General features: G+C 61.2%; 22 protein-coding genes. 9 read left to right on the top strand and 13 right to left on the bottom strand.

What is annotated here, in order from left to right:
• Positions 1-9: 9 nt before the first annotated feature.
• From arcC to arcD (LUU92_RS22900), 4 genes are all read right to left on the bottom strand, one after another.
• Complete coding sequence (gene arcC / locus LUU92_RS22915) at positions 10-939, bottom strand: carbamate kinase (RefSeq protein ID WP_071489405.1); 930 nt, start codon at positions 937-939, stop codon at positions 10-12.
• A gap of 156 nt (positions 940-1,095) precedes the next feature.
• Positions 1,096-2,106, bottom strand: coding sequence for an ornithine carbamoyltransferase (locus LUU92_RS22910; RefSeq protein ID WP_058423254.1), 1,011 nt, complete (start codon positions 2,104-2,106; stop codon positions 1,096-1,098).
• 12 nt (positions 2,107-2,118) lie between these two features.
• Positions 2,119-3,375 (bottom strand): arginine deiminase, encoded by a 1,257-nt coding sequence (arcA, locus tag LUU92_RS22905; protein WP_071489406.1) that lies wholly within the window; start codon positions 3,373-3,375, stop codon positions 2,119-2,121.
• A 20-nt stretch (positions 3,376-3,395) separates the two neighbouring features.
• A complete protein-coding gene (gene arcD, locus LUU92_RS22900; protein WP_071489407.1) occupies positions 3,396-4,823 on the bottom strand; it encodes an arginine-ornithine antiporter in 1,428 nt (475 codons plus the stop codon).
• A 436-nt stretch (positions 4,824-5,259) separates the two neighbouring features.
• Between arcD (LUU92_RS22900) and arcD (LUU92_RS22895) the strand changes: the two genes are divergently transcribed.
• Positions 5,260-6,687, top strand: coding sequence for an arginine-ornithine antiporter (gene arcD, locus LUU92_RS22895; RefSeq protein ID WP_071489408.1), 1,428 nt, complete (start codon positions 5,260-5,262; stop codon positions 6,685-6,687).
• A complete protein-coding gene (locus tag LUU92_RS22890) occupies positions 6,684-7,547 on the top strand; it encodes a DNA-3-methyladenine glycosylase family protein (RefSeq protein WP_257102688.1) in 864 nt (287 codons plus the stop codon). The genes arcD (LUU92_RS22895) and LUU92_RS22890 overlap by 4 nt, the downstream gene beginning before the upstream one ends.
• A gap of 115 nt (positions 7,548-7,662) precedes the next feature.
• On the opposite strand, the gene LUU92_RS22885 is transcribed toward LUU92_RS22890, so the two are convergent.
• The 3 genes from LUU92_RS22885 to LUU92_RS22875 all read right to left on the bottom strand — a co-directional run bounded on the left by LUU92_RS22885 (position 7,663) and on the right by LUU92_RS22875 (position 10,929).
• Positions 7,663-9,012, bottom strand: coding sequence for a CoA transferase (locus LUU92_RS22885; RefSeq protein WP_257102687.1), 1,350 nt, complete (start codon positions 9,010-9,012; stop codon positions 7,663-7,665).
• Positions 9,013-9,052: 40 nt separating this feature from the next.
• Positions 9,053-10,396, bottom strand: coding sequence for a sensor histidine kinase (locus LUU92_RS22880; RefSeq protein ID WP_071489411.1), 1,344 nt, complete (start codon positions 10,394-10,396; stop codon positions 9,053-9,055).
• A gap of 68 nt (positions 10,397-10,464) precedes the next feature.
• Positions 10,465-10,929 (bottom strand): LTXXQ domain protein, encoded by a 465-nt coding sequence (locus LUU92_RS22875; protein ID WP_071489412.1) that lies wholly within the window; start codon positions 10,927-10,929, stop codon positions 10,465-10,467.
• Positions 10,930-11,285: 356 nt separating this feature from the next.
• Here LUU92_RS22875 and LUU92_RS22870 point away from each other — a divergent pair, with 356 nt between their 5' ends.
• Positions 11,286-11,768 (top strand): ImmA/IrrE family metallo-endopeptidase, encoded by a 483-nt coding sequence (locus LUU92_RS22870; protein ID WP_071489413.1) that lies wholly within the window; start codon positions 11,286-11,288, stop codon positions 11,766-11,768.
• The gene (locus LUU92_RS22865; RefSeq protein ID WP_071489414.1) at positions 11,765-12,181 is read left to right on the top strand and encodes a hypothetical protein; all 417 of its coding nucleotides are present in this window, start codon (positions 11,765-11,767) and stop codon (positions 12,179-12,181) included. Before LUU92_RS22870 ends, LUU92_RS22865 begins: the two co-directional genes overlap by 4 nt.
• Positions 12,182-12,238: 57 nt before the next feature.
• On the opposite strand, the gene LUU92_RS22860 is transcribed toward LUU92_RS22865, so the two are convergent.
• The 4 genes from LUU92_RS22860 to LUU92_RS22845 form a co-directional block, all read right to left on the bottom strand.
• Complete coding sequence (locus tag LUU92_RS22860; RefSeq protein ID WP_071489415.1) at positions 12,239-12,916, bottom strand: response regulator transcription factor; 678 nt, start codon at positions 12,914-12,916, stop codon at positions 12,239-12,241.
• A gap of 7 nt (positions 12,917-12,923) precedes the next feature.
• The gene (locus tag LUU92_RS22855) at positions 12,924-13,331 is read right to left on the bottom strand and encodes an SH3 domain-containing protein (RefSeq protein WP_071489416.1); all 408 of its coding nucleotides are present in this window, start codon (positions 13,329-13,331) and stop codon (positions 12,924-12,926) included.
• A gap of 106 nt (positions 13,332-13,437) precedes the next feature.
• Positions 13,438-13,737: a YciI family protein gene (locus tag LUU92_RS22850; RefSeq protein ID WP_071489417.1), complete on the bottom strand. Its 300-nt coding sequence runs from the start codon at positions 13,735-13,737 to the stop codon at positions 13,438-13,440.
• Between the two features lies 1 nt (position 13,738).
• Positions 13,739-14,335 (bottom strand): septation protein A, encoded by a 597-nt coding sequence (locus LUU92_RS22845; protein WP_071489418.1) that lies wholly within the window; start codon positions 14,333-14,335, stop codon positions 13,739-13,741.
• 87 nt (positions 14,336-14,422) lie between these two features.
• Here LUU92_RS22845 and LUU92_RS22840 point away from each other — a divergent pair, with 87 nt between their 5' ends.
• The 5 genes from LUU92_RS22840 (at position 14,423) to rluB (ending at position 19,077) form a co-directional block, all read left to right on the top strand.
• The gene (locus tag LUU92_RS22840; RefSeq protein WP_071489419.1) at positions 14,423-15,286 is read left to right on the top strand and encodes a PHP domain-containing protein; all 864 of its coding nucleotides are present in this window, start codon (positions 14,423-14,425) and stop codon (positions 15,284-15,286) included.
• Positions 15,287-15,299: 13 nt separating this feature from the next.
• Entirely contained in the window at positions 15,300-15,929 is a 630-nt protein-coding gene (locus LUU92_RS22835; protein WP_016975422.1) for an L-threonylcarbamoyladenylate synthase, read from the top strand.
• The gene (locus LUU92_RS22830) at positions 15,930-16,748 is read left to right on the top strand and encodes a segregation and condensation protein A (RefSeq protein WP_028617720.1); all 819 of its coding nucleotides are present in this window, start codon (positions 15,930-15,932) and stop codon (positions 16,746-16,748) included.
• Between the two features lie 12 nt (positions 16,749-16,760).
• Entirely contained in the window at positions 16,761-17,678 is a 918-nt protein-coding gene (gene scpB / locus LUU92_RS22825; protein WP_071489421.1) for an SMC-Scp complex subunit ScpB, read from the top strand.
• 187 nt (positions 17,679-17,865) lie between these two features.
• Positions 17,866-19,077, top strand: a complete 1,212-nt coding sequence (gene rluB, locus LUU92_RS22820) for a 23S rRNA pseudouridine(2605) synthase RluB (RefSeq protein ID WP_010208149.1) — start codon at positions 17,866-17,868, stop codon at positions 19,075-19,077.
• A gap of 193 nt (positions 19,078-19,270) precedes the next feature.
• On the opposite strand, the gene LUU92_RS22815 is transcribed toward rluB, so the two are convergent.
• Positions 19,271-20,230, bottom strand: a complete 960-nt coding sequence (locus LUU92_RS22815; protein ID WP_071489422.1) for a CgnE/CgnB domain-containing protein — start codon at positions 20,228-20,230, stop codon at positions 19,271-19,273.
• Positions 20,231-20,303: 73 nt separating this feature from the next.
• Positions 20,304-20,441, bottom strand: coding sequence for a hypothetical protein (locus tag LUU92_RS22810; RefSeq protein WP_163034543.1), 138 nt, complete (start codon positions 20,439-20,441; stop codon positions 20,304-20,306).
• Between the last annotated feature and the right edge of the window lie 592 nt (positions 20,442-21,033).

Genomic DNA, 21,033 nt, shown 5'->3' with positions numbered 1-21,033 from the left:
TCCTCTACTTCACAGATAGGTGATGCCAGGTGTTGCCGTGCTGATGCGGGTGCCGGCGCTGCCCTGGACGATGGCTTCGATGTCCGAGAGTGAACCGATGACGGCGGTTTTGCCAGTCTTGCGGGCGAACTCGCAGGCCGCTTGCACCTTGGGCCCCATGGAACCGGCGGCGAAGCCGAGCTTTTCCATTTCGTCGGGATGGGCCTGGCCGATGGCTTTCTGGGTCGGCTTGCCGTAGTCGATGAAGGCCGCGTTGACGTCGGTGGCGATCACCAGCAAATCGGCGTCCAGTTGCGAGGCCAGCAGCGAAGAACACAGGTCTTTGTCGATCACGGCCTCAATCCCGCGCAGCTTGCCGTCTTCGCCATACATCGTCGGGATGCCGCCGCCGCCAGCGCAGATCACGATAGCGCTTTTTTCCAGCAGCCACTTGATCGGGCGGATTTCAAAAATGCGTTTGGGCCGTGGGCTGGCAACAACGCGACGGTACTTGTCACCATCCGGCGCAATGGCCCAGCCTTTTTCGGCGGCGAGTTTCTCCGCTTCGGCCTTGGAATACACCGGGCCGATGGGCTTGGTCGGGTTCTTGAAGGCAGGGTCCTTGGCGTCCACTTCCACTTGGGTGAGCAGGGTGGCGAAGGGCACCTCGAAGTCCAGCAGGTTGCCCAGTTCCTGTTCGATGATGTAGCCGATCATGCCTTCGGTCTCGGCGCCGAGCACGTCCAGCGGGTACGGTGACACCTGGGTGTAGGCCGCCGCCTGCAACGACAGCAGACCGACCTGCGGGCCATTGCCGTGGGCGATCACCAGCTCGTTGCCGGCATGGATCTTGGCGATCTGTTCGGTGGCGATGCGGATATTGGAGCGCTGGTTGTCCGCGGTCATGGGTTCACCACGGCGCAGGAGGGCGTTGCCGCCCAGGGCTACGACGATGCGCATACAAAATGTCCTTCTGAAAGTTCTGATGAAGGAACGCGGTCAATGTGGGAGCTGGCTTGCCTGCGATAGCATCACTGCAGCCTTCTTGAAAGACCGAGGTGCCTGCATCGCGGGCAAGCCCGGCTCCCACGTTTGTCCTCATTGCCAACTAGAGGTTTAGATATCTGCGAGTGCCGACACCAGAATCGCCTTGATGGTATGCATGCGGTTTTCCGCCTGCTCGAACGCGATGTTGGCCGGCGACTCGAACACCTCTTCAGTCACCTCCACGCCATTGGCCAGGTTCGGGTACCGCGCGGCGATGTCCTTGCCCACCTTGGTTTCGCTGTTGTGAAACGCCGGCAGACAGTGCATGAATTTCACCCGAGGGTTGCCCGAGGCTTTCATCATCTTGGCGTTGACCTGGTACGGCAGCAGTTGCTCGATGCGCTCGTCCCACGCTTCCACCGGCTCGCCCATGGAGACCCAGATATCGGTGTGGATGAAGTCCACGCCTTTCACTGCTTCCTTCGGGTCTTCAGTGATGGTGATGCGTGCGCCGCTTTCTTCGGCAAACGCCTGGCATTGCTTGATGAAGTCCGCGTGCGGCCACAGCGCTTTCGGTGCGCCGATGCGCACGTCCATGCCCAGCTTGGCGCCGATCATCAACAGCGAATTGCCCATGTTGTAGCGCGCGTCACCAAGGTAGGCGTAGCTGATGTCATGCAGCGGCTTGTCGCTGTGTTCGCGCATGGTCAGGGTGTCGGCGATCATTTGGGTCGGGTGGAATTCGGCGGTGAGGCCGTTGAACACCGGCACGCCGGCGAACTTGGCCAGCTCTTCGACGATTTCCTGCTCGAAGCCACGGTACTCGATCGCATCAAACATGCGGCCGAGCACGCGGGCGGTGTCTTTCATGCTTTCCTTGTGGCCGATCTGCGACGACACCGGGTCGATGTAGGTGACGTGGGCGCCCTGGTCATGGGCCGCGACTTCGAACGCGCAGCGGGTGCGGGTCGAGGTTTTTTCGAAGATCAGCGCGATGTTCTTGCCCTGCAGGTGCGGACGCTCGGTGCCGGTGTATTTGGCGCGCTTGAGGTCGCGTGAAAGGTCCAGCAGGTAGTGCAGTTCGCGGGTGGTGTGGTGCATCAGCGACAGCAGGCTGCGGTTGCGCATATTGAAAGCCATGATGGAATCTCCTTAATAGTCGATAGGGTCGCGGATGATCGGGCAGGTCATGCAGTGGCCGCCGCCACGCCCGCGGCCGAGTTCACCGGCGCTGATGGTGATGACTTCCACGCCGGCCTTGCGCAGCAGGGTGTTGGTGTAGGTATTACGGTCGTAACCGATCACCACGCCAGGCTCCACGGCCACCACGTTGTTACCGTCATCCCACTGTTCGCGCTCGGCGGCGAAGCTGTTGCCGCCGGTCTCGACCACGCGCAGTGCCTTGAGGTTGAGGGCTGCGGCCACGGTTTCGAGGAAGTTGGTTTTCTCGCGTTGGATGTCGATGCCGTGCGGCTTGCTCTCATCCGGGCGCAGGGTGAACGGCACGATCTGGTTGACCACTTCGGGGAAGACGGTCACCAGGTCGCGGTCGCAGAAGCTGAACACGGTGTCCAGGTGCATCGCCGCGCGGGATTTCGGCAGGCCGGCGACGATCACGCGCTCCACGGCCTTGTTCTTGAACAGGTTGCGCGCCAGTTGGCCGATGGCCTGGTGGGATGAGCGCTCGCCCATGCCGATCAGTACCACGCCGTTGCCGATCGGCATCACGTCGCCGCCTTCCAGGGTGGAGGCGCCGTGCTCCTGGTCGGGGTCGCCGTACCAGATCTGGAAGTCCGCGTTGGTGAACTCGGGGTGGAATTTATAGATGGCCGAGGCCAGCAGGGTTTCCTGGCGTCGCGCCGGCCAGTACATCGGGTTCAGCGTCACGCCGCCGTAGATCCAGCAGGTGGTATCGCGGGTGAACTGGGTGTTGGGCAGCGGCGGCAGGATGAAGCTCGAATGCCCGAGGAAGTCGCGGAACATCTCGATGGTCTTGCCGCCGAAGCTGCTCGGCAGGTCGTCGGCCGACACGCCGCCAATCAGGTACTCGCTGATTTTGCGCGGCTCCAGGCTGCGCAGCCAGGAGCCGACTTCATCGACCAGGCCGAGGCCAACCGTGTTGGCGGTGATCTTGCGCTCCAGAATCCAGTCCAATGCTTCGGGGATGGCGACGATGTCGGTGAGCAGGTTGTGCATTTCCAGCACATCAATATCCCGCTCGCGCATCTTGGTGACGAAGTCGAAGTGATCGCGCTTGGCCTGGGCCACCCACAGCACGTCATCGAACAGCAGTTCATCGCAGTTGTTGGGGGTCAGCCGCTGGTGGGCCAAACCTGGGGAGCACACCATGACTTTGCGCAGTTTGCCGGCTTCGGAATGTACGCCGTACTTCACTTTTTCCGTGGTCATTACAGATCCTCCAGTCAGAATTACAGAGTCAGGAAGCCGTCGTAGAGGCCATAGGCAGCCACCAAGGCGCCAATGACTACTGCGGCGAAAATCAGCTTCTCGACGTTGGTGAAAATCGGTTTGCCCAGTTCATGCTTGGCCTTGGCGAACAGGATCACGCCGGGGGCATACAGCAGGGCGGAAAGCAGCAGGTATTTGACGCCGCCGGCGTAGAGCAGCCAGACCGCATAGACCAGCGCGATAGCGCCGATGAACAGATCTTTCTTGCGCTCGGCAATGGCGTTTTCGTAAGTCTCGCCGCGTACCGCCAGCAGCAACGCGTAGGCCGCCGACCACAGGTAGGGCACCAGGATCATCGAGGTGGCGAGGTAGATCAGCGACAGGTAGGTGCTGGCGGAAAACAGCGTGATCACCAGGAATATCTGCACCATGGCGTTGGTCAGCCACAGGGCGTTGGCCGGTACGTGGTTGGCGTTCTCCTTGCGCAGGAACTCCGGCATGGTGTGGTCCTTGGCGGCGGCGAACATGATCTCCGCACACAGCAGCACCCACGACAGCAGTGCCCCCAGCAGCGAGATGATCAAACCGACGCTGATCAGCACCGCGCCCCAGTGGCCTACCACGTGCTCCAGCACGGCGGCCATCGACGGGTTCTGCAGCTTGGCCAGTTCCGGCTGGGTCATGATCCCCAGGGATAGCACGTTCACCAGCATCAGGAACAGCAGCACGGTGATAAAGCCGATCACGGTGGCCTTGCCCACGTCGGAGCGTTTTTCCGCACGGGACGAGAAGATGCTCGCGCCTTCGATGCCGATGAACACCCACACGGTGACCAGCATCATGTTGCGCACCTGGTTCATCACACTGCCCAGGTCGGGGTTTTTCACGCCCCAGATGTCGGCGGTGAAGATGTCCAGCTTGAATGCGAACAGCGCGATCAGCACGAACAGCACCAGCGGCACGACCTTGGCGACGGTGGTCACCAGGTTGATGAACGCCGCTTCCTTGATCCCGCGCAGCACCAGGAAATGCACGGCCCACAGCAGCACCGAGGCACCGATCACCGCAGCCGGCGTGTTGCCTTCGCCGAAAATGGGGAAGAAGTAACCCAGGGTGCTGAACAGCAACACGAAGTAACCCACGTTGCCCAGCCACGCGCTGATCCAGTAACCCCAGGCGGACGAGAAACCCATGTAATCGCCGAAACCCGCCTTGGCGTAGGCGTACACGCCACCGTCGAGGTCGGGCTTGCGGTTGGCGAGGGTCTGGAACACAAAAGCGAGGGTCAACATGCCGATGGCGGTAATTACCCAACCAATCAATACCGCGCCGACATCGGCACTGGCGGCCATGTTTTGCGGCAGTGAAAAGATCCCGCCGCCAATCATCGAGCCCACGACAAGTGCAACCAGTGCGCCGAGTCGTAGTTTTCCGGGAGATTCAGACATCGCATAACTCCAATGCAGGAGAAGAGAGACCACAGAATAAATCCGTGCGCTAATCAAACAGCTGACTCAGATCACTTCATTGGCACATTCCATTGTGAATTAATGACTTAGGGTAGAAGTTCGTGGGCGATGCAAATCCTCGGGAAAGCTTGGCGCAGAGCCATCTATCCCTTTTTGATTAATCATTTGGCCAAATCTATGGACGTTTGAAGCTAGTCCGTATTCCTGAATGTGCAAACTTTTTGAACGATGTTTTACGAAGTCTCAGCCCCGGGCGTATTTAAATTCTAAATACGCCTGAACGGGACGACCTGACATGCCATTGTGTTATGAGCTCGTCTGTTTTATCGCCTTCACTAATAACCGCTACACTCGCTGAGTTAATTAGCCGAGTGCACGGTTGTCAGCTCAAGTTGCTGTTCATTCAGGAGTGTTCATGTCTCAACCGGCCCAGAAACTGCGTCTTGGTGCCCTGATTGCCTTGGTGGTGGGGTCGATGATCGGCGGCGGGATTTTTTCCTTGCCGCAAAACATGGCCGCACGCGCCGAGGTGGGGGCCGTGTTGATCGGCTGGGCGATCACCGCGGTCGGCATGCTGACCCTGGCCTTCGTGTTCCAGACCCTGGCCAATCGCAAGCCCGAACTGGATTCGGGCGTGTATGCCTACGCCAAGGCCGGGTTTGGTGACTACATGGGGTTCTCCTCGGCCTGGGGCTACTGGATCAGCGCGTGGATGGGCAACGTCGGTTACTTCGTGTTGCTATTCAGTACCCTCGGCTACTTTTTCCCGGTGTTCGGCCAGGGCAACACGCCGGTGGCCATCGGCTGCGCATCATTGTTGCTGTGGGCCGTGCATTTCCTGGTGCTGCGCGGGATCAAGGAGGCAGCGTTCATCAACCAGATCACCACGGTGGCGAAGATCGTGCCGTTGCTGATGTTTATCGTGATCGCCGCCGTAGCGTTCAAGGCGGATATCTTCACTCGCGATATCTGGGGCCTGGGCAACCCGAATATGGGCAACGTGGTGGACCAGGTGCGCAACATGATGCTGGTCACCGTGTTTGTGTTTATCGGCATCGAGGGCGCCAGTGTGTACTCGGCGCGGGCCGAGAAACGCTCGGACGTGGGCCGCGCCACGGTGATCGGTTTTCTGGGCGTGCTGGCCCTGCTGGTGCTGGTGAATGTGTTGTCCCTGGGCATCATGAGCCAGCCGGAACTCGCGCAATTGCAAAACCCGTCCCTGGCCGGTGTGCTGGAGCATATCGTCGGCCCCTGGGGTGCGATGGCGATCAGCATCGGCCTGGCGGTGTCACTGCTCGGCGCCTTGTTGTCCTGGGCGCTGCTCTGTGCGGAAATCCTCTACGCCACGGCCCATGACAAGACCATGCCGGCGTTCCTGAAAAAGGAAAACGCCAACCAGGTGCCAGTCAACGCGCTGTGGCTGACCAATGTGATGATCCAGGTGTTCCTGGTGATCACGCTGTTTTCCCACAGCACCTACACCACCCTGATTTACCTGGCCTCGTCGATGATCCTGGTGCCCTACCTGTGGTCGGCGGCGTATGCCGTGTTATTGAGCGGGCGCGGCGAAACCTACGAAGATGCCCACGGCCAGCGCTTGAAGGACTTGCTGGTGGGCCTGATTGCACTTGGCTACGCCGTGTGGCTGCTCTACGCCGGGGGCTTGAAGTACCTGCTGCTGTCGGCGCTGTTGTATGCGCCGGGGGTGATCCTGTTTGCCCTCGCCAAGCGTGAGCAGCGCCAGCCCTTGTTTACCCACATGGAAAAAGGCATTTTCAGCTGTGTGATCACCGGCGCGGGGCTGGCGGCGTATGGGCTGTACAGCGGGGTATTGTCGTTGTGAGGCTGACGTATCAGCCGCCTTATGATTGGGCGGCGATGGTGGGTTTTCTGGCGGCGCGGGCGATTACGGGTATGGAGACCGTAGAGGCCGGCATTTACCGGCGCAGCATCAGCGTGGGTGGCCGGCATGGCTGGCTCAGCGTCGCGCCGGGCGCGGGTGACTGGTTGGACGTTGCGGTGGATTTTCCGGAGGCGGCGGCGCTGCCCGAGATCGAGCGGCGCGTGCGCAACATGTTTGATCTGGATGCCGAGCCTCAACGGCTCAACCCGCAATTGGCCACGGACCCCTTGATGGCGCAGTTGGTCGCGGCCCGTCCCGGCCTGCGTGTGCCGGGCACCTGGGACGGTCTGGAGTTGGCGATTCGTGCAGTGCTGGGCCAGCAGATTACGGTGGTGGCTGCGATTCGCCTGGCAGGCAAGTTGGTGGCGCAGTATGGCCAACTGCTGGAGACGCCGTACGCCGGTATCACCCATGTGTTCCCCGCGCCCGAGGTGCTGGCGGCGGCGGACCTGGCCACCTTGGGCATGCCGAAGGCGCGTGGGCGGACCTTGTCCGGTGTCGCGCAGGCGCTCCTGGATGACCCTGAGGTGTTCGAACCCAAGGCCAGCCTCAAGGAAGGTGTGGCGCGCTTGGTGGCGTTGCCGGGGATTGGCGACTGGACCGCGCAGTACATCGCCATGCGCCAGATGCGTGAGGCGGATGCATTTGCGTCGGGGGATATCGGGTTGATCAATGCGCTGGCGGCACTGGAAGGAGGGCCGGTGTCGGCGCGACAGTTGCTGGCGCGGGCCGAGGCGTGGCGGCCGTTGCGGGCGTATGCAGCGCAGCATCTCTGGACGTCGTTGCAGCGCTCAGATTGATGGTGCCTGTACTGGCCTCATCGCCGGCAAGCCAGCTCCCACACTTGACCGAATACAACCTTTGGAATGTGGTCAAGATGTGGGAGGGGGCTTGCCCCCGATGGCGATAGTCGAGTCACCACTGCGCTCGGTGTGAACCCAGTTCCCCAGCCGGCAGATCCCATTGCAACGGCGTGCCGCTGATAGTCACCGGCGGCAACAATCGATGCGCCTGGCCCCAGGCCGTCTGTTCCACTACCAGGCCTTGATCGCTCGGTTGCTCGGCCCGCAACGCCGGCTGCTCCGGCACTTGTCCGGCGTCCACCAGCAACTTCGCCGTACGCGCCAGCGACAACAGCGCCGACCCACCACGGCCGGATTTCAATCGCTCACTGAGTGCCTGAATCGCACTGGCCGCCATCAAATACCCGGTGGCGTGATCCAGCGCCTGCAATGGCAGCGGCACCGGTTTGTCCGCTTGTTTCCAGGCCATGCCCGCGGCGGCAATCCCGCTGCTCATCTGCACCAGGCTGTCGAAACCCCGGCGATTGCGCCACGGGCCGCTCCAGCCGTAGGCGTTGAGGCTCACGTCGATCAGGCCGGGGGCGAGGGTTTGCAAGTCACTGGCGCTGTAGTCCAGTTGTTCCAGGGCGTCGGCACGGTAACCGTGGAACACAATGTCAGCGTCCTTGAGCAGGCGTTCGAAAACCTCGCGGTCTTGGGCGCTTTTCAAGTCCAGGCGGGCGCAGCGTTTGCCCAGGGTCATTTCCGGCACCACGCCGGGTTCGTTCCAGGTCGGCGAGTCGATACGCAATACATCCGCACCCAACCCTGCGAGGAAGCGGCTGGCCACCGGGCCGGCCAGCACGCGGGTCAGGTCCAGCACCTTGAGGCCCGCCAGCGGCCGCGCCACCGAGCCGAGCCAGGGCTTTTTGACGGAGGTTGCAAAGGTCTGGCGCTGCACCAGGGCTTCGGCATTGACGGCCAGGCCCTGAGGGTGGGTTTGCCAGGCTTGCCAGGTACGCATCTGCGCGGCACAACCGCCTTCATCGACAATCGCCTGTTCCAGTTCGGCGGTATTCCAAGTGGCAACTTTGTTGGCCATCGCGATGCGATCAGCCACCTTGCCCAGTACCCGTTCGGCGGCGGCGCGGTGGTGGGGGGCGTTGGTGTGCAGGCGAATCCAGCCATCGGCGCTGGCGTAGTCACCGGCCACCGGGTCCCACAGCGGCGGGGTCTCCCAGCCTACCGGACGAATCGAAGACGAGAACCAGAAGGACGCGAGTCGCCGGTCTACGCTGACGCCGGGAAGGCGCCCGGTCTGTTGCTGGATCAACTGGGCCACGGCCTGGCCGGCCGCACCGATACTGGCAACGGCCAGGTCCGTGACGGCAAAGGCCGAGGGCAGGGCGCCGGCTTCGGTGCTGGTCAGCGGCGTGCGCGGTAGATCGAGTGCGGCTTGGATGGGAGTCAACAGGTCAGTCATCAATGGCCCTCCTTGAGAGAAGGGCCACTATAGAAGATCATCAGGCCGGTGTGGCAATCCCGGGTTCCAGCGGCAGGTCGATACTGGCGATAAAACCGCCTTGGGCGTGATTGGCCAGGAACAGGCTGCCACCATGGCGCTCGGCGGCGCGACGGGCAATCGCCAGGCCCAGGCCGTGACCTTGTGCGGTCTGGCCTGGGGCGCGGTAGAACGGTTCGCCCAATTGGCTCAGGTGTTCGGCGTCAACGCCGGGGCCGTGGTCGCGCACGCTGATCACAATATGCTCGCCGTGAAGGTGGGCGTGCAGCTCGATCGGCTGGCCCGGCGGGTTGAAGCGCTGGGCGTTGCGCAGCAGGTTGTCCACTGCCCGTTCGATCATGGTCGGCCACCCCTTGAGATGCAGTTCGGGATCGGTGGTGAGCTGCACCACCTGGTCGGGCGCGCTGAGTTGGGCGTCCTTTTGCAGGGTCTTGAGCAACGGGTTGAGGTCGATCTCTTCGGCGCTGGCGTTATCGGCATCGACGCGGGCCAGCACCAGGATCTCGCTGATCAGTGCCTCCAGGCGATCACATTCGCGGGTCAGGCGAGGCCAGAGTTTTTCCCGTTCTTCGGGGCTGGCGCGTTCGGCCAGGGCCAGGGCGATGCGCAGGCGGGCCAGCGGCGAACGCAGTTCATGGGACACGTCGCGCAGCAACTGGCGCTGGCTGCCGATCAGGCTTTGCAGGCGCGCGCCCATGCGGTTGAAGTCGGTGGCCAGCACGCCGAATTCATCGCGTCGGTTGGCCAGCTGCGCCAGGCTGTTTTGCTGGTAGGTGGCTTGCCCCAGGTCATGCACGGCGCCGCGCAGTCGGCTCAAGGGGCGCGTGATGGACAGCGTCACGAACAGGCTGAACAGGGTCAGCACCACCAAGGCGATGACCAATGCGCTCAACGGCCATGTCAGGCTGCTGCGATGCCATTCGTCCAGTTCCGGGTGCGGGATGCGGTAGATCAACAGGTAAGTGTCGCCGGTCTTCTCACTGGTGTATTCAGCGGTCAGGCGGCGCCAGGGCAGGTGGCTGTCCTTGCTATCGTTCTGGCGGGCTTCAAAGGCGGCGGCGCGGCGGGGAAAGGTGCCGCGCACCACCGGCTCGCCGCTTTCGTTGAGCACCTGCACGTCGATGTGGTACTGGCGTTTGCGCTGTTGCAGCAAATCCTGGGCAGCGTCCTCACCCTGGGTTTCGTAGAGTTGGGTCCACTCTTCGGCCAGGTTGTTGAGGCCTGGGTGACGGCTGAGAATCCAGGCATCTTGATTGAGCATATGCCCAAGCAGGATCGACAACCCGGCAACCAAGGCGATGGCCAGCCAGAAACTGGCCAGGATGCGCCAGAACAATGAACGCACAGGAAACCCTCAAGCAGGAAAAGCCCAGTGGCGGGGGCCACTGGGCTGGGAGCGTTAACGCGGGGGCATTATTGCGCTTTTTGCGGCTGTTGCGCTTTCCAGGCCTGGAATTCCTTCCATTCGGCGCGGCGCTGTTCCTGCTGCTTGATGATCTCGTCGAATTTCTTCTGCTGGTCAGGCTTGAGTACGGCGCGGATATCCGCCTGGGTTTTCTGCTTGCCGGCGGCGATTTCGTCCTGCATGGCCTTCTGGTCAGCAGCCGGGAGCTTGTCCAGGTACTTCCTGGTCAGGTCCTTGCGAGCGTGCCACTGGTCGCCCATCAATTTGCGGATCTGCTCGCGCTGTTCCTTGCTCAGGTCCAGTTGGCTGAAGGGCCCGCCTTTGCCACGCGGACCGTGTTCGCCGCCGTGACCCGGGCCACCCATCATATGGCCTTCAGGGCCGCCCATCGGGCCTGGGCCTTCGGGCATTGCCGCCATGGCAACGGTCGGCAGGGCGGCGGCGAACATCAAAGCGATAAGGGTCTTGCGCATGGTGATTCTCCTGTCTCTATTCCGGTGAGTCCGGATGTGAGTAGATTAAGGCGATCAAGGTCAGCGGCGGTCAGGTGTGGGTAAAGCTTGGGTAAAGAGGGTTTTGGGCTGAGTTGACAAAACTGCCGATAGCTATAGGAAAAGAGGGGCTCACTCAATTGCTACAGCATGCCTTAAGGGAGTTGGCGTGTGGTCGCGATGACTGTATAAATGAACAGTTTTTTCGATGGGGTCCTGAATGCTAAATATTTTTAACCTGTCAACTACAATTTGACGGGGTCTATCGACTTGTTCAGACTTCGATCTCATTTCTGACCCCGTCAAACTACCGTTCCAGCCATCTATAAGGAGGCCGCATGGAGTACCGAACTGCAGACGACGTCCTGCGTGCCCATTGGAATGGTCGGTTGCCGGTGAACCCGATAGCCATTGCCGAGGCAATGGCTATCGAGGTGAAGGCGCTTGCACCTTTTGAACCGGATACCTGGCGACCGAATGAAAGCGGCCATTACTCCTTCCGGGACGGCGCTCCGCTGATTACTTACAACTTCATGGATGCGCCGGTAAGGCAGCGTTTCACCATTGCGCACGAGATTGGTCACCATGTGCACGGAGACCTGGACGCACCTCGAGATACTTCCGAGCAGTTCAGTGCCAAGTCCAGGGACCCGAAAGAGATCGCAGCCAATCGATTTGCCGCTGCTCTGTTGATGCCTGCCGCGCTGGTGAAACATATGGTGCTTGAGCAGCGCGTCACAGACATCGTAAAGCTGGCCAATGCTTTTGGTGTGTCGACGGCAGCAATGGAATTCAGGCTGAAGGCGATTGGGCTTTTATGATGGACACCAGCGACGACCTGGCGGGAGGGGAGGCTGATAATCCTGGCCTGATCAGCGACTATCTGCGCAGAGAGTCCTGGCGCTTCAGGTGGGAGAAGCGACTGACGACCGTCACCGTGGTATTGATCTTGTTGTTTTACGTAGCGCTGTTGGGCTTTGTCTTTTTGGGGAACATTCGCGTCTCGGTAGGCGCCTGGTATTTTTTCAGCGCCGTGCGTCCGCACAGTACGGGTGATATTCCGATCATCGTGGCCCTCTCAACCGTCCCGACCCTGCTGTTGATCGCGCTGCTACGGTATTTCCACCACCGGCCCAAATCTGATCCAGATGATTTGCAGGCACCACTGCCCATCAGTGTCGAAGCGGCGAAAGCGATCATCAAGGCGACGACCGACGCGATGAAAACCCCTTGAACAACAAGCCCAGCCTGCCAGCTGGGCTTTTTGCATCAGCACGGAACCCGCGTGTTTTTACAGGCTGTAGTAGTAACCCCGACTGCGCAACGCCACGATGCGTGGCCGTCCGTCCGGGTGCGGGCCGATTTTTTTGCGCAGGTTGCTCACGTGCATGTCCAGGCTGCGATCGTAAAGGGTCAACTTGCGACCCAGGGCGATCTGCGCCAGTTCCTGTTTGTCCAGCGGCTCGCCGGGCTGGCGCAGCAAGGCTTCCAGCAGGCGGCTTTCGGAGACGGTGAGGGAAAATTCCTGTTCATCGATGCTGACCACGCCGCGCACCGGGCTGAAACACAGGTCGCCCAATTCGAGCTGGGTGGACACGGCGGCCGGGTGGCTGCGGCGCAGCACGGCGCGCAGCCGGGCGGTAAGCTCGCGTGGGTCGCAGGGCTTGGCCAGGTAATCGTCGGCGCCCAGTTCCAGGCCGAGGATGCGGTCCAGCGGTTCGCCGCGTGCCGAGAGCATCAGCACCGGCAGCTCCGGGTGGTCGTTGCGCAATTGCTTGAGCAGTTCCAGGCCGCTGCCGTCGGGCAGCATCACGTCGAGTACCACCGCGGCCGGGGCGCTGTCAGCCAAGGCTTTGCGGGCGCTCAAGCCGTCATGGCAGGCACGCACCTGGAAGCCTTCCTGGCTCAACCAACTGGTCAGCAGCTCGCAGAGCTCCTGGTCATCATCTATCAGTAACAGCTCGCTCATGACTCACTCAATTTAGCCATTGTCGACGGCGACGGTGCCCACCGCTGGCGAAGATCCCGCACAGCAAGGCGATCAGCGCGACGGCCCCACCGGTGACGAACCATTGTTGCTGCTCGGTCAGCCATCGGGTCAAGGCGCCGCCCTGTGTTTCTTTGAGTTGCTGGGCCAGGCGTTGGTTCTCTTGGCGAAGGCGACTCAGTTGGGCGCTTTCGCGGGTAGCCTCTACGTTTTGCAGTTGCTTGCTCAATTCTTCACGCTGGTGTTCGCTTTCTTTCAACCGCTGCTGCAACTCGGTGATCTGGGCGCCGGCACTCAAGGACAGAGGCGTGGAACTGCCGGTGTTCGAGGTTTCTTCAGCGTGGGCCGTAGCCCCGATCATTACCACTGCCAACAGACACAACTGACGTAAGCGCATCGGAACTCCTGATTCCACACGAATATTCAGAACGTTGTCGGCAGGTTACCGAGAATAATGAGCAATTAGGAGCGCGCCGAACCGATTAGATTCGGCGTGGCCGTTATCAAGGCAGGACTTGCTTGAACGGCTTGATCACGACGTCGGCGTAAACGCCGGCAGCTACGTAAGGATCAGCCTTGGCCCAGGCCTGGGCATCGGCCAGGGAGGCAAACTCGGCGACGATCAGGCTACCGGTGAAACCGGCGTCGCCTGGGTCGTTGCTGTCTACCGCAGGGTGTGGACCCGCCAGCACGATACGGCCTTCGGCCTGCAGCTGCTTGAGGCGTTCGACATGGGCCGGGCGCACGCTCAGGCGTTTTTCCAGCGAGTCGGCAACGTCGGTGGCAATGATGGCGTAGAGCATGTCAATCCTCGGTTTTCGGGGTGGTAGGGGCGACGTCATGCAGGTGGCGCGACAGGTAGATACCCTGGCCGACCAGGAACAGCACGGTCATGGCCAGGCTGCCGAAGACCTTGAAGTCGACCCAGTAGTCCTGGAAGGTAAAGGCCACGAACAGGTTGGCGGCGCCGCAGAACAGGAAAAACACGATCCACGCAACGTTCAAGCGTGTCCACACCGGATCCGGCAGGGTCAGCGCGTGTCCCATGATCCGCTTGATCAACAGGCGGTCACCGATGAAGTGGCTGCCGATAAAGACCAGGGCGAACAGCCAGTTCACCACCGGTGCTTTCCATTTGAGGAAGGTTTCGCTGTGGAACGCCAGGGTCAGGCCGCCGAATACCAGGCATGCGACCAGGGTGAGCCATTGGCTTTTTTCCAGCTTGCGCTGGGAGATGAAAATGGCGCCGTAGACGACGATAGAGCTGATGATCAGTACGGCGGTGGCGCTGTAGATGCCCCCGAACGAGAACGCATGACCGGCGATTTCGATGACCCTGGGGTCGAGCTTGGTAACGATGAAAAACAGCAACAGCGGGATGAAGTCGATGAATTGTTTCACAGTAAGAGCCAGAAGCTGGATGTGGCGGCATAATAACAAACATCCTTGGTAGCGAAAGCGCCAGCTGACTTGAGGTTACAGATCCCCGTGAATGTTGATTTGCACTGCCACAGCACGGCCTCCGACGGTGCCCTGGCGCCCGCGGTACTGGTTGCGCGTGCGTTTGAAAAAGGCGTGCGAGTCCTGGCGTTGACCGACCACGACACCCTCGAAGGCCTCGACGAAGCCCGGGAAGCCGCGCATGCCTTGGGCATGCAGTTGGTCAACGGTGTGGAATTGTCCTGCACCTGGGGCGGCGCCACCATTCATGTGCTCGGCTACGGTTTTGATCAAAAAGCCCCGCCTTTGGTTGAAGCCATCGCCCAACTGCACGATGGCCGCTGGCTGCGGTCCGAAGAAATAAGCCGCAAACTCGGCCTCAAAGGTATGTCCGGTGCCCTGGACGGCGCCCGCGCCATCCAGCAGGAACTGGGTGACAGCGGTAACGCACCGGCCCGGCCGCACTTTGCCGACTGGATGGTACGTGAAGGTTTTGTAAAGGACCGCGCCGAAGCGTTCCGCAAATGGCTGGGCGCCGGCAAGTTGGGGGATGTGAAGCAACACTGGCCGACCCTGGAAGACACCGTCGAGACCCTGCGGGCCTCCGGGGCCTGGGTCAGCCTGGCCCATCCCTGGCACTACGATTTCACCCGCAGCAAGCGCCGCAAGCTGATTGCCGACTATATTGGAGCGGGCGGCCACGCAATCGAAGTGGTCAACGGGCATCAACCCGCCGAACAGGTCGGCAGCCTGGCGATTCTTGCCCGCGAATTTGGTCTGCTGGTCAGCGCCGGCAGTGATTTTCATGGCCCAGGCGGCTGGTCCGAGATCGGCGAGTATCGCCCCGTCCCGGAAGATTTGCCGCTCTTGTGGGGGCGATTCAAGCATGACCCCATTATTGCCACCGTCTGAACAGGTAGAACACGTGAGTCAATTCTTCCAGATTCATCCGGAAAACCCCCAGGCGCGCCTGATCAAACAGGCCGTCGAGATCATCCGCGCCGGCGGCGTGGTGATCTACCCCACCGACTCGTCCTACGCCATCGGTTGCCAGATCGGCGACAAGGGTGCGGTCGAGCGGGTAAGACGCCTGCGTCAGCTGGACGACAAGCACAACTTCGCGCTGATCTGCAGCGACCTGTCCCAGTTGGGGCTGTTTGCCAAGGTCGACACCGGCACCTTTCGCCTGCTCAAGGCGCACACGCCGGGGCCCTACACCTTTATTCTCAACGCTACCCGCGAAGTGCCGCGCCTGCTGCTGCACCCCAAGAAGCGCACCATCGGCCTGCGGGTGCCAGAGCACCCCATTGCCCTGGCGCTCCTCGAAGAGCTGGGTGAGCCGTTGATGAGCGTGTCGTTGATCATGCCGGGTGAAGACGAGCCGCTGTACGATCCTTACGAAATGCGCCGGCTGTTGGAAAAGCACGTCGACCTGATCATCGACGGCGGCTACGGCGGCAACAAGGCCTCCACCGTGATCAACCTGGCCGACGGCGAACCCGAAGTGATCCGCGTAGGTTGCGGCGACCCGGCTCCGTTCATGGTCGAGGCCTGAATGTCGGCCGTGGAAACCGTCGACAGCCAGGCGGGGGCCCAGCAGGAACTGCCGTTTGCCATGGTGTATGGCCAGGCGGTCATGGAAATGCCCCTGGACCTGTACATTCCGCCGGACGCGCTGGAAGTCTTTCTTGAGGCGTTCGAAGGCCCGCTGGACTTGCTGCTGTACCTGATCCGCAAGCAGAACATCAACATCCTCGACATCCCGGTGGCAGAGATCACCCGCCAGTACATGGGCTATGTGGAGTTGATGCAGTCGGTGCGCCTGGAGCTGGCCGCCGAGTACCTGGTGATGGCTGCCATGCTCGCCGAGATCAAGTCGCGCATGCTGTTGCCGCGTTCGGAGACGGTGGAAGCCGAAGAAGACGACCCACGCGCGGAACTGATTCGCCGCCTGCAGGAGTACGAACGCTTCAAGGCCGCCGCCGAAGGCATCGATGGCTTGAGCCGGGTGGGCCGCGACGTGGTTGTGCCCAAGCTGGATGCCCCCGAGGCCCGTGCGCGCAAACTGTTGCCGGACGTGAGCCTGGAAGAATTGCTGATGTCCATGGCCGAGGTGCTGCGCCGTGGCGATATGTTTGAAAGTCACCAGGTCAGCCGTGAGGCGCTGTCCACCCGCGAGCGCATGAGCGACGTACTGGAGCGCCTCAAGGGCGGCGGTTTTGTGCCGTTTGTCGAGCTGTTCACCGCCGAAGAAGGGCGCCTGGGAGTGGTGGTGACGTTTATGGCGATCCTCGAACTGGTCAAGGAGTCCTTGGTCGAGCTGGTCCAGAATGAGCCTTTTGCGGCTATCCACGTGCGGGCGCGAGCCGAATAACGAGCTGAATCGATGAATCTGACTGAACCCCGCGAACTGGCACCGCTGCTGGAAGCTTTCCTACTGGCGTCGGGCAAACCGCAATCCCTGGAACGCTTGTTCGAACTCTTTGAAGAAGCCGAACGCCCCGAACCGCCGGTGTTCAAGAAGGCGCTGGAGATTCTGCGCAAGTCCTGCGACGGTCGTGCGTTCGAACTGCGCGAGGTGGCGTCGGGTTATCGCCTGCAGATTCGTGAGAAATTTTCCCCTTGGGTGGGCCGCCTGTGGGAAGAGCGCCCCCAGCGCTACTCGCGGGCGATGCTGGAGACCATGGCGCTGATCGCCTATCGCCAGCCCATCACCCGGGGCGAGATCGAGGACGTGCGGGGCGTGGCGGTCAACAGCCACATCGTCAAGACGCTGCTGGAGCGCGAGTGGATCCGCATCGTCGGTTACCGTGACGTGCCCGGCAAACCGGCGATGTTTGCCACCACCAAGGTGTTCCTCGACCATTTCAACCTGAAAAACCTCGACGACCTGCCGCCGCTGGCCGAATTGCGCGAGATGGAAGCCGAGCCGGTGCTCGACTTCGACGACGCCCCCGTCCCGGCCGGCCTGCAGGAACTGGCCGACGCCACCGCCGAGCCGGAAGAGCCGAAGGACGAAACCAGTTTCCATACCTTGCTGCTGGAACTGGACGACATGGAGCAGGGCATCAAGACCGACTTTGATGACTTGTTGCGTGACGGTGCGACTGAGGCAGAACCCCAGGAAACCGATCCCGAGCCAGAACCCGACCCTGAAGAAGACATCCTCGGCGTCGCTGAAGCCCGCGAAAAACTCCTGGCCGCCGTCGCCGCTCTCGAACAGCCGCCGTTGAGCGAGGAAGAAGACGAAGCCCGGGCCCTGGCCGAAGCCATCGAGGCCGAGCGTCGCCAGTTCGAAGATTGACACGGATCCCACATGGCTCACCGGTCGGCGGAAAAACCGACTGCCGGCCACTAATCGACTAGTCTCTGATGCGCAACGCGCGCCATGCGCGTATGATTCGCGACCCTTTGCCGAGCTATTCGGCCAAAGCCCCGCTTTCAACACTCTTCAGGCCATGCCTGAATCGACCCACCGGGAGGTGCTTAAGATGAACGACAAAGACCAGAACGACAGCCAGGAAATCGGCCCAGCAGGCGAAAAACTGCAAAAGGTGCTGGCGCGTATCGGCGTGGGCTCGCGCCGCGACGTCGAAGCCTGGATCACCCAGAAGCGCATCAAGGTCAACGGCGTCGAGGCTACCCTCGGCCAGCGCGTCGACCTGCACGACGCAATCACCATCGATGGCAAGGTCATCAAGCGTGAAGAGGCCGCCGAATCGGTGCGCCGCGTGATCATGTACAACAAACCCGATGGCGAGATCTGCACCCGTGACGACCCGGAAGGCCGTCCGACCGTGTTCGACAAGATGCCCAAGCCCAAAGAAGGCCGCTGGATCAACATCGGTCGTCTGGACATCAACACCACCGGCTTGCTGATGTTCACCACTGACGGTGAGCTGGCCAACCGCCTGATGCACCCGTCCTACGAGATGGACCGCGAGTACGCCGTGCGTGTACGCGGTGAAGTCGATGACGAGATGATCGAGCGCCTCAAGGCTGGCGTGGTGCTGGAAGACGGCCCGGCCAAGTTCACCGACATCAAGCAGGCACCGGGTGGCGAAGGTTTCAACCACTGGTACCACTGCGTGGTGATGGAAGGCCGTAACCGTGAAGTGCGTCGCCTGTGGGAATCCCAGGGCCTGGTGGTCAGCCGCCTGAAGCGCGTGCGTTTCGGTCCGGTGTTCCTCAACTCCGACCTGCCGATGGGCCGCTGGCGCGAAATGAGCCAGTACGAAGTCGACATCCTCAGCGCCGAAGTCGGCCTGACGCCGGTGGCGATGCCGCAGATGAACGCCAAGAGCAAAGACAAGCTTGAGCGGATGCAGCGTAAATCGTCGCGCCCGGTGGCGCGCACCGAGCGTGTTGCCCGCACCCTGCGACCTGCGTTGAATGCACCTGCGACTGGCGGTCGTATCTCCCGAGAGCCGCAGATCGAAGGTGAACGCCGCCCAACCGCGCCGTCGCGTCAGGAAGGCGAGCGTGCGCCGCGTGCACCGCGTCCGGCCCCGGCCGGTGGTCGCAGCAACCGAGGTGAAGCGGATCGCCCAGCCGACAACGCCAGCACCAAGCGTCCAGCCAAGCCGGCGGCGAACAAGCGCCCTGGCCCGAAACTGGTCGCGGACGAGCCGTCTGGTAAGCGCCGTGGCGCACCGGCCGGTTCCGGCCAGCGTCCTGGTTTTGGTCGCAAGAAGCCGCAGTGATTTGATCGCCGCATAAAAAACGCCAACCCTCGGGTTGGCGTTTTTTTTATCTGAATTTGAAATGCATTCAACTGTGGGAGGGGGCTTGCCCCCGATAGCGGTATGGCAGCCACCACATACATCAACTGACCGACTGCCATCGGGGGCAAGCCCCCTCCCACATTCAGATTTTCAGCGTTGGTTAACGCTTTGCTCAGAACGCAAAGGACCCGTCAAACACCGGCTTGTCATCCAGCGCCAACACCCCACTGGCAAAGATCAGATCCAGATGATGGCTGCCTTTCTGCCCACCTCCCAGTCCCAGGTGCAACCCGCAATGGCGCTCCTCGAACCCGGCGTTGCGCGCATACAGGTCCTTCACCCCTTCATTGGTACCAATCCCCAACTCTTCCACACGCCGGTTCGACGGATTGGCATTCAGGTACTTGTTGAAATCATCGGCCAACCCCGGCACTTCACTGGCCACGCTGCAGATGGTCGAGTTCTCGATCCACAGCTCCAGCGGTGACTCCAGCACGCCGTATTTGCGTGCGAACGGGATGGTGCTGAGAAAGGTGCCGACAAACCGCACCTGGCCATTGATCGCTTCGCTGTGGGTGGCGATCTCACCCGGCGCCAGGTCGTGGTTGCCGACGCCGTTGATATTGGTCCACTTCTTGATGCTGCTCATTGGCGCTTCCAGCCGCGAGCCATGTTTGTCGGTAAAGCTCAGCACGTTGGCCTGGGACATGCGCCGAATCAGCGTGGCGTTGAGGTCGGCGATGCGCTGCGGCTCGACGCTGAAGGTGTCGTAGAAATAGTCGCCGTAATCCTTGAACAGCAGGGATTTTTTCCAGTGTTCGGCCATCACGCCCTGCAGGGCACGGATGAAGTCCGGGCCTTCGGCGCGTGGGTTGGGCAGGGTAGAGGAATCGTAGAGAAACAGGTACAGGTCGCAGGCTTCGATGGCTGTGGCCAGGGTGTCGCTGGCGGCCAGGTCCAGGCGCTGCACCTGGAAGTTGAAACGCGCGGCGCTGCCCTGGGTGATCGCCTGGGCGATGGCGTCGTAGCGCTCGGTATGGCCCAGCAGCACGGTGGGGCGGCTCAGGCCACTGAGGGCCGGATGGTGCGCGAGGTAGTAGAGAAAGTGTTCGACGGCGCGGGCCTTGTCCATGACGTACATCCTTCTGTGCCTTGGGTAAGGGAGCAGGTGCCGTGCACGGCACCTGCCGGGAGCGTGCCGGCTTTTAGAAAGGCCACATCGCGGTGCCAAATGGCACAACGGCGTCAGCTTGCATCATTTCAACGGCGGCGTCATGGGTCGGTGCTTCAAACCAGTCGTCGAGTTGCAGTTCGGTTTCCAGGTCGTTTTCCAGTGCTTGCATGGTGTATCTCCTAGAGGACGGTGTTTGAGAACGGCTTGCCAACGGGCTTCGTGGGCAAGTGGAAAGAACCTAGGAGAGAGTGTTTCAAAATGCAAAATTTTTATTGACACGGTTTCATTTGGATTTTTTGTTCTGTTTTCCCGGTTTGATTTTTTCTTCAGGAAAAACAGACAGCTGGCGCTGCTGAATTGCGGGAAATTTCTGACCGCCATTTTTTATTCAGATCACAGCTGTAACGTGAATTTTCCATGCTGTAACGATTAATTTACGCGCAAATCACAACATTGTTGGCCGATTCTTTCCTGTAAGGATTACCTGACAGATCGTCGCACTCGCCTTGAGCAGGCGGCCCCAAGCTGTCGAGCGGTGTACAATGCGCCGCGTTTTACTGTGACCCCCTTGCGTATCCACGCAAAAGGCCAAGACCTCAGGGTTTACCCACCCTGATCACTCCGCCTGGCCACGAGCCGGACGGGTTCGATTTCGTCACAGATAAAAACAAACAGGTGACGCATGACCGTAAGAAAGACGCTGTACTCCTGGTGCCTGCGCTGGGGTTTGAGCGGCGCTGCTTGAGTCGTTGATTCAACGC

The sequence above is a fragment of the Pseudomonas extremorientalis genome (assembly GCF_024584605.1).
In the GTDB taxonomy this organism is placed as follows: domain Bacteria; phylum Pseudomonadota; class Gammaproteobacteria; order Pseudomonadales; family Pseudomonadaceae; genus Aquipseudomonas; species Aquipseudomonas extremorientalis.
The sequence above is the reverse complement of the archived record's forward strand: the minus strand, read 5'-3'. Positions and strand labels throughout refer to the sequence as shown.

Excerpts from the sequence above, each read along its gene's own strand:
- arcD (WP_071489408.1), top strand. The coding sequence starts at position 5,260 with ATGTCTCAACCGGCCCAGAAACTGCGTCTTGGTGCCCTGATTGCCTTG.
- LUU92_RS22885 (WP_257102687.1), bottom strand. The coding sequence starts at position 9,012 with ATGACTGACCTGTTGACTCCCATCCAAGCCGCACTCGATCTACCGCGC.
- LUU92_RS22815 (WP_071489422.1), bottom strand. The coding sequence starts at position 20,230 with ATGGACAAGGCCCGCGCCGTCGAACACTTTCTCTACTACCTCGCGCAC.
- LUU92_RS22870 (WP_071489413.1), top strand. The coding sequence starts at position 11,286 with ATGGAGTACCGAACTGCAGACGACGTCCTGCGTGCCCATTGGAATGGT.
- arcD (WP_071489407.1), bottom strand. The coding sequence starts at position 4,823 with ATGTCTGAATCTCCCGGAAAACTACGACTCGGCGCACTGGTTGCACTT.
- LUU92_RS22810 (WP_163034543.1), bottom strand. The coding sequence starts at position 20,441 with ATGCAAGCACTGGAAAACGACCTGGAAACCGAACTGCAACTCGACGAC.
- arcA (WP_071489406.1), bottom strand. The coding sequence starts at position 3,375 with ATGACCACGGAAAAAGTGAAGTACGGCGTACATTCCGAAGCCGGCAAA.
- LUU92_RS22860 (WP_071489415.1), bottom strand. The coding sequence starts at position 12,916 with ATGAGCGAGCTGTTACTGATAGATGATGACCAGGAGCTCTGCGAGCTG.
- LUU92_RS22875 (WP_071489412.1), bottom strand. The coding sequence starts at position 10,929 with ATGCGCAAGACCCTTATCGCTTTGATGTTCGCCGCCGCCCTGCCGACC.
- arcC (WP_071489405.1), bottom strand. The coding sequence starts at position 939 with ATGCGCATCGTCGTAGCCCTGGGCGGCAACGCCCTCCTGCGCCGTGGT.
- LUU92_RS22850 (WP_071489417.1), bottom strand. The coding sequence starts at position 13,737 with ATGCTCTACGCCATCATTGCCACCGACGTTGCCGACTCGCTGGAAAAA.
- scpB (WP_071489421.1), top strand. The coding sequence starts at position 16,761 with ATGAATCTGACTGAACCCCGCGAACTGGCACCGCTGCTGGAAGCTTTC.
- rluB (WP_010208149.1), top strand. The coding sequence starts at position 17,866 with ATGAACGACAAAGACCAGAACGACAGCCAGGAAATCGGCCCAGCAGGC.
- LUU92_RS22855 (WP_071489416.1), bottom strand. The coding sequence starts at position 13,331 with ATGCGCTTACGTCAGTTGTGTCTGTTGGCAGTGGTAATGATCGGGGCT.
- LUU92_RS22830 (WP_028617720.1), top strand. The coding sequence starts at position 15,930 with ATGTCGGCCGTGGAAACCGTCGACAGCCAGGCGGGGGCCCAGCAGGAA.
- LUU92_RS22910 (WP_058423254.1), bottom strand. The coding sequence starts at position 2,106 with ATGGCTTTCAATATGCGCAACCGCAGCCTGCTGTCGCTGATGCACCAC.
- LUU92_RS22865 (WP_071489414.1), top strand. The coding sequence starts at position 11,765 with ATGATGGACACCAGCGACGACCTGGCGGGAGGGGAGGCTGATAATCCT.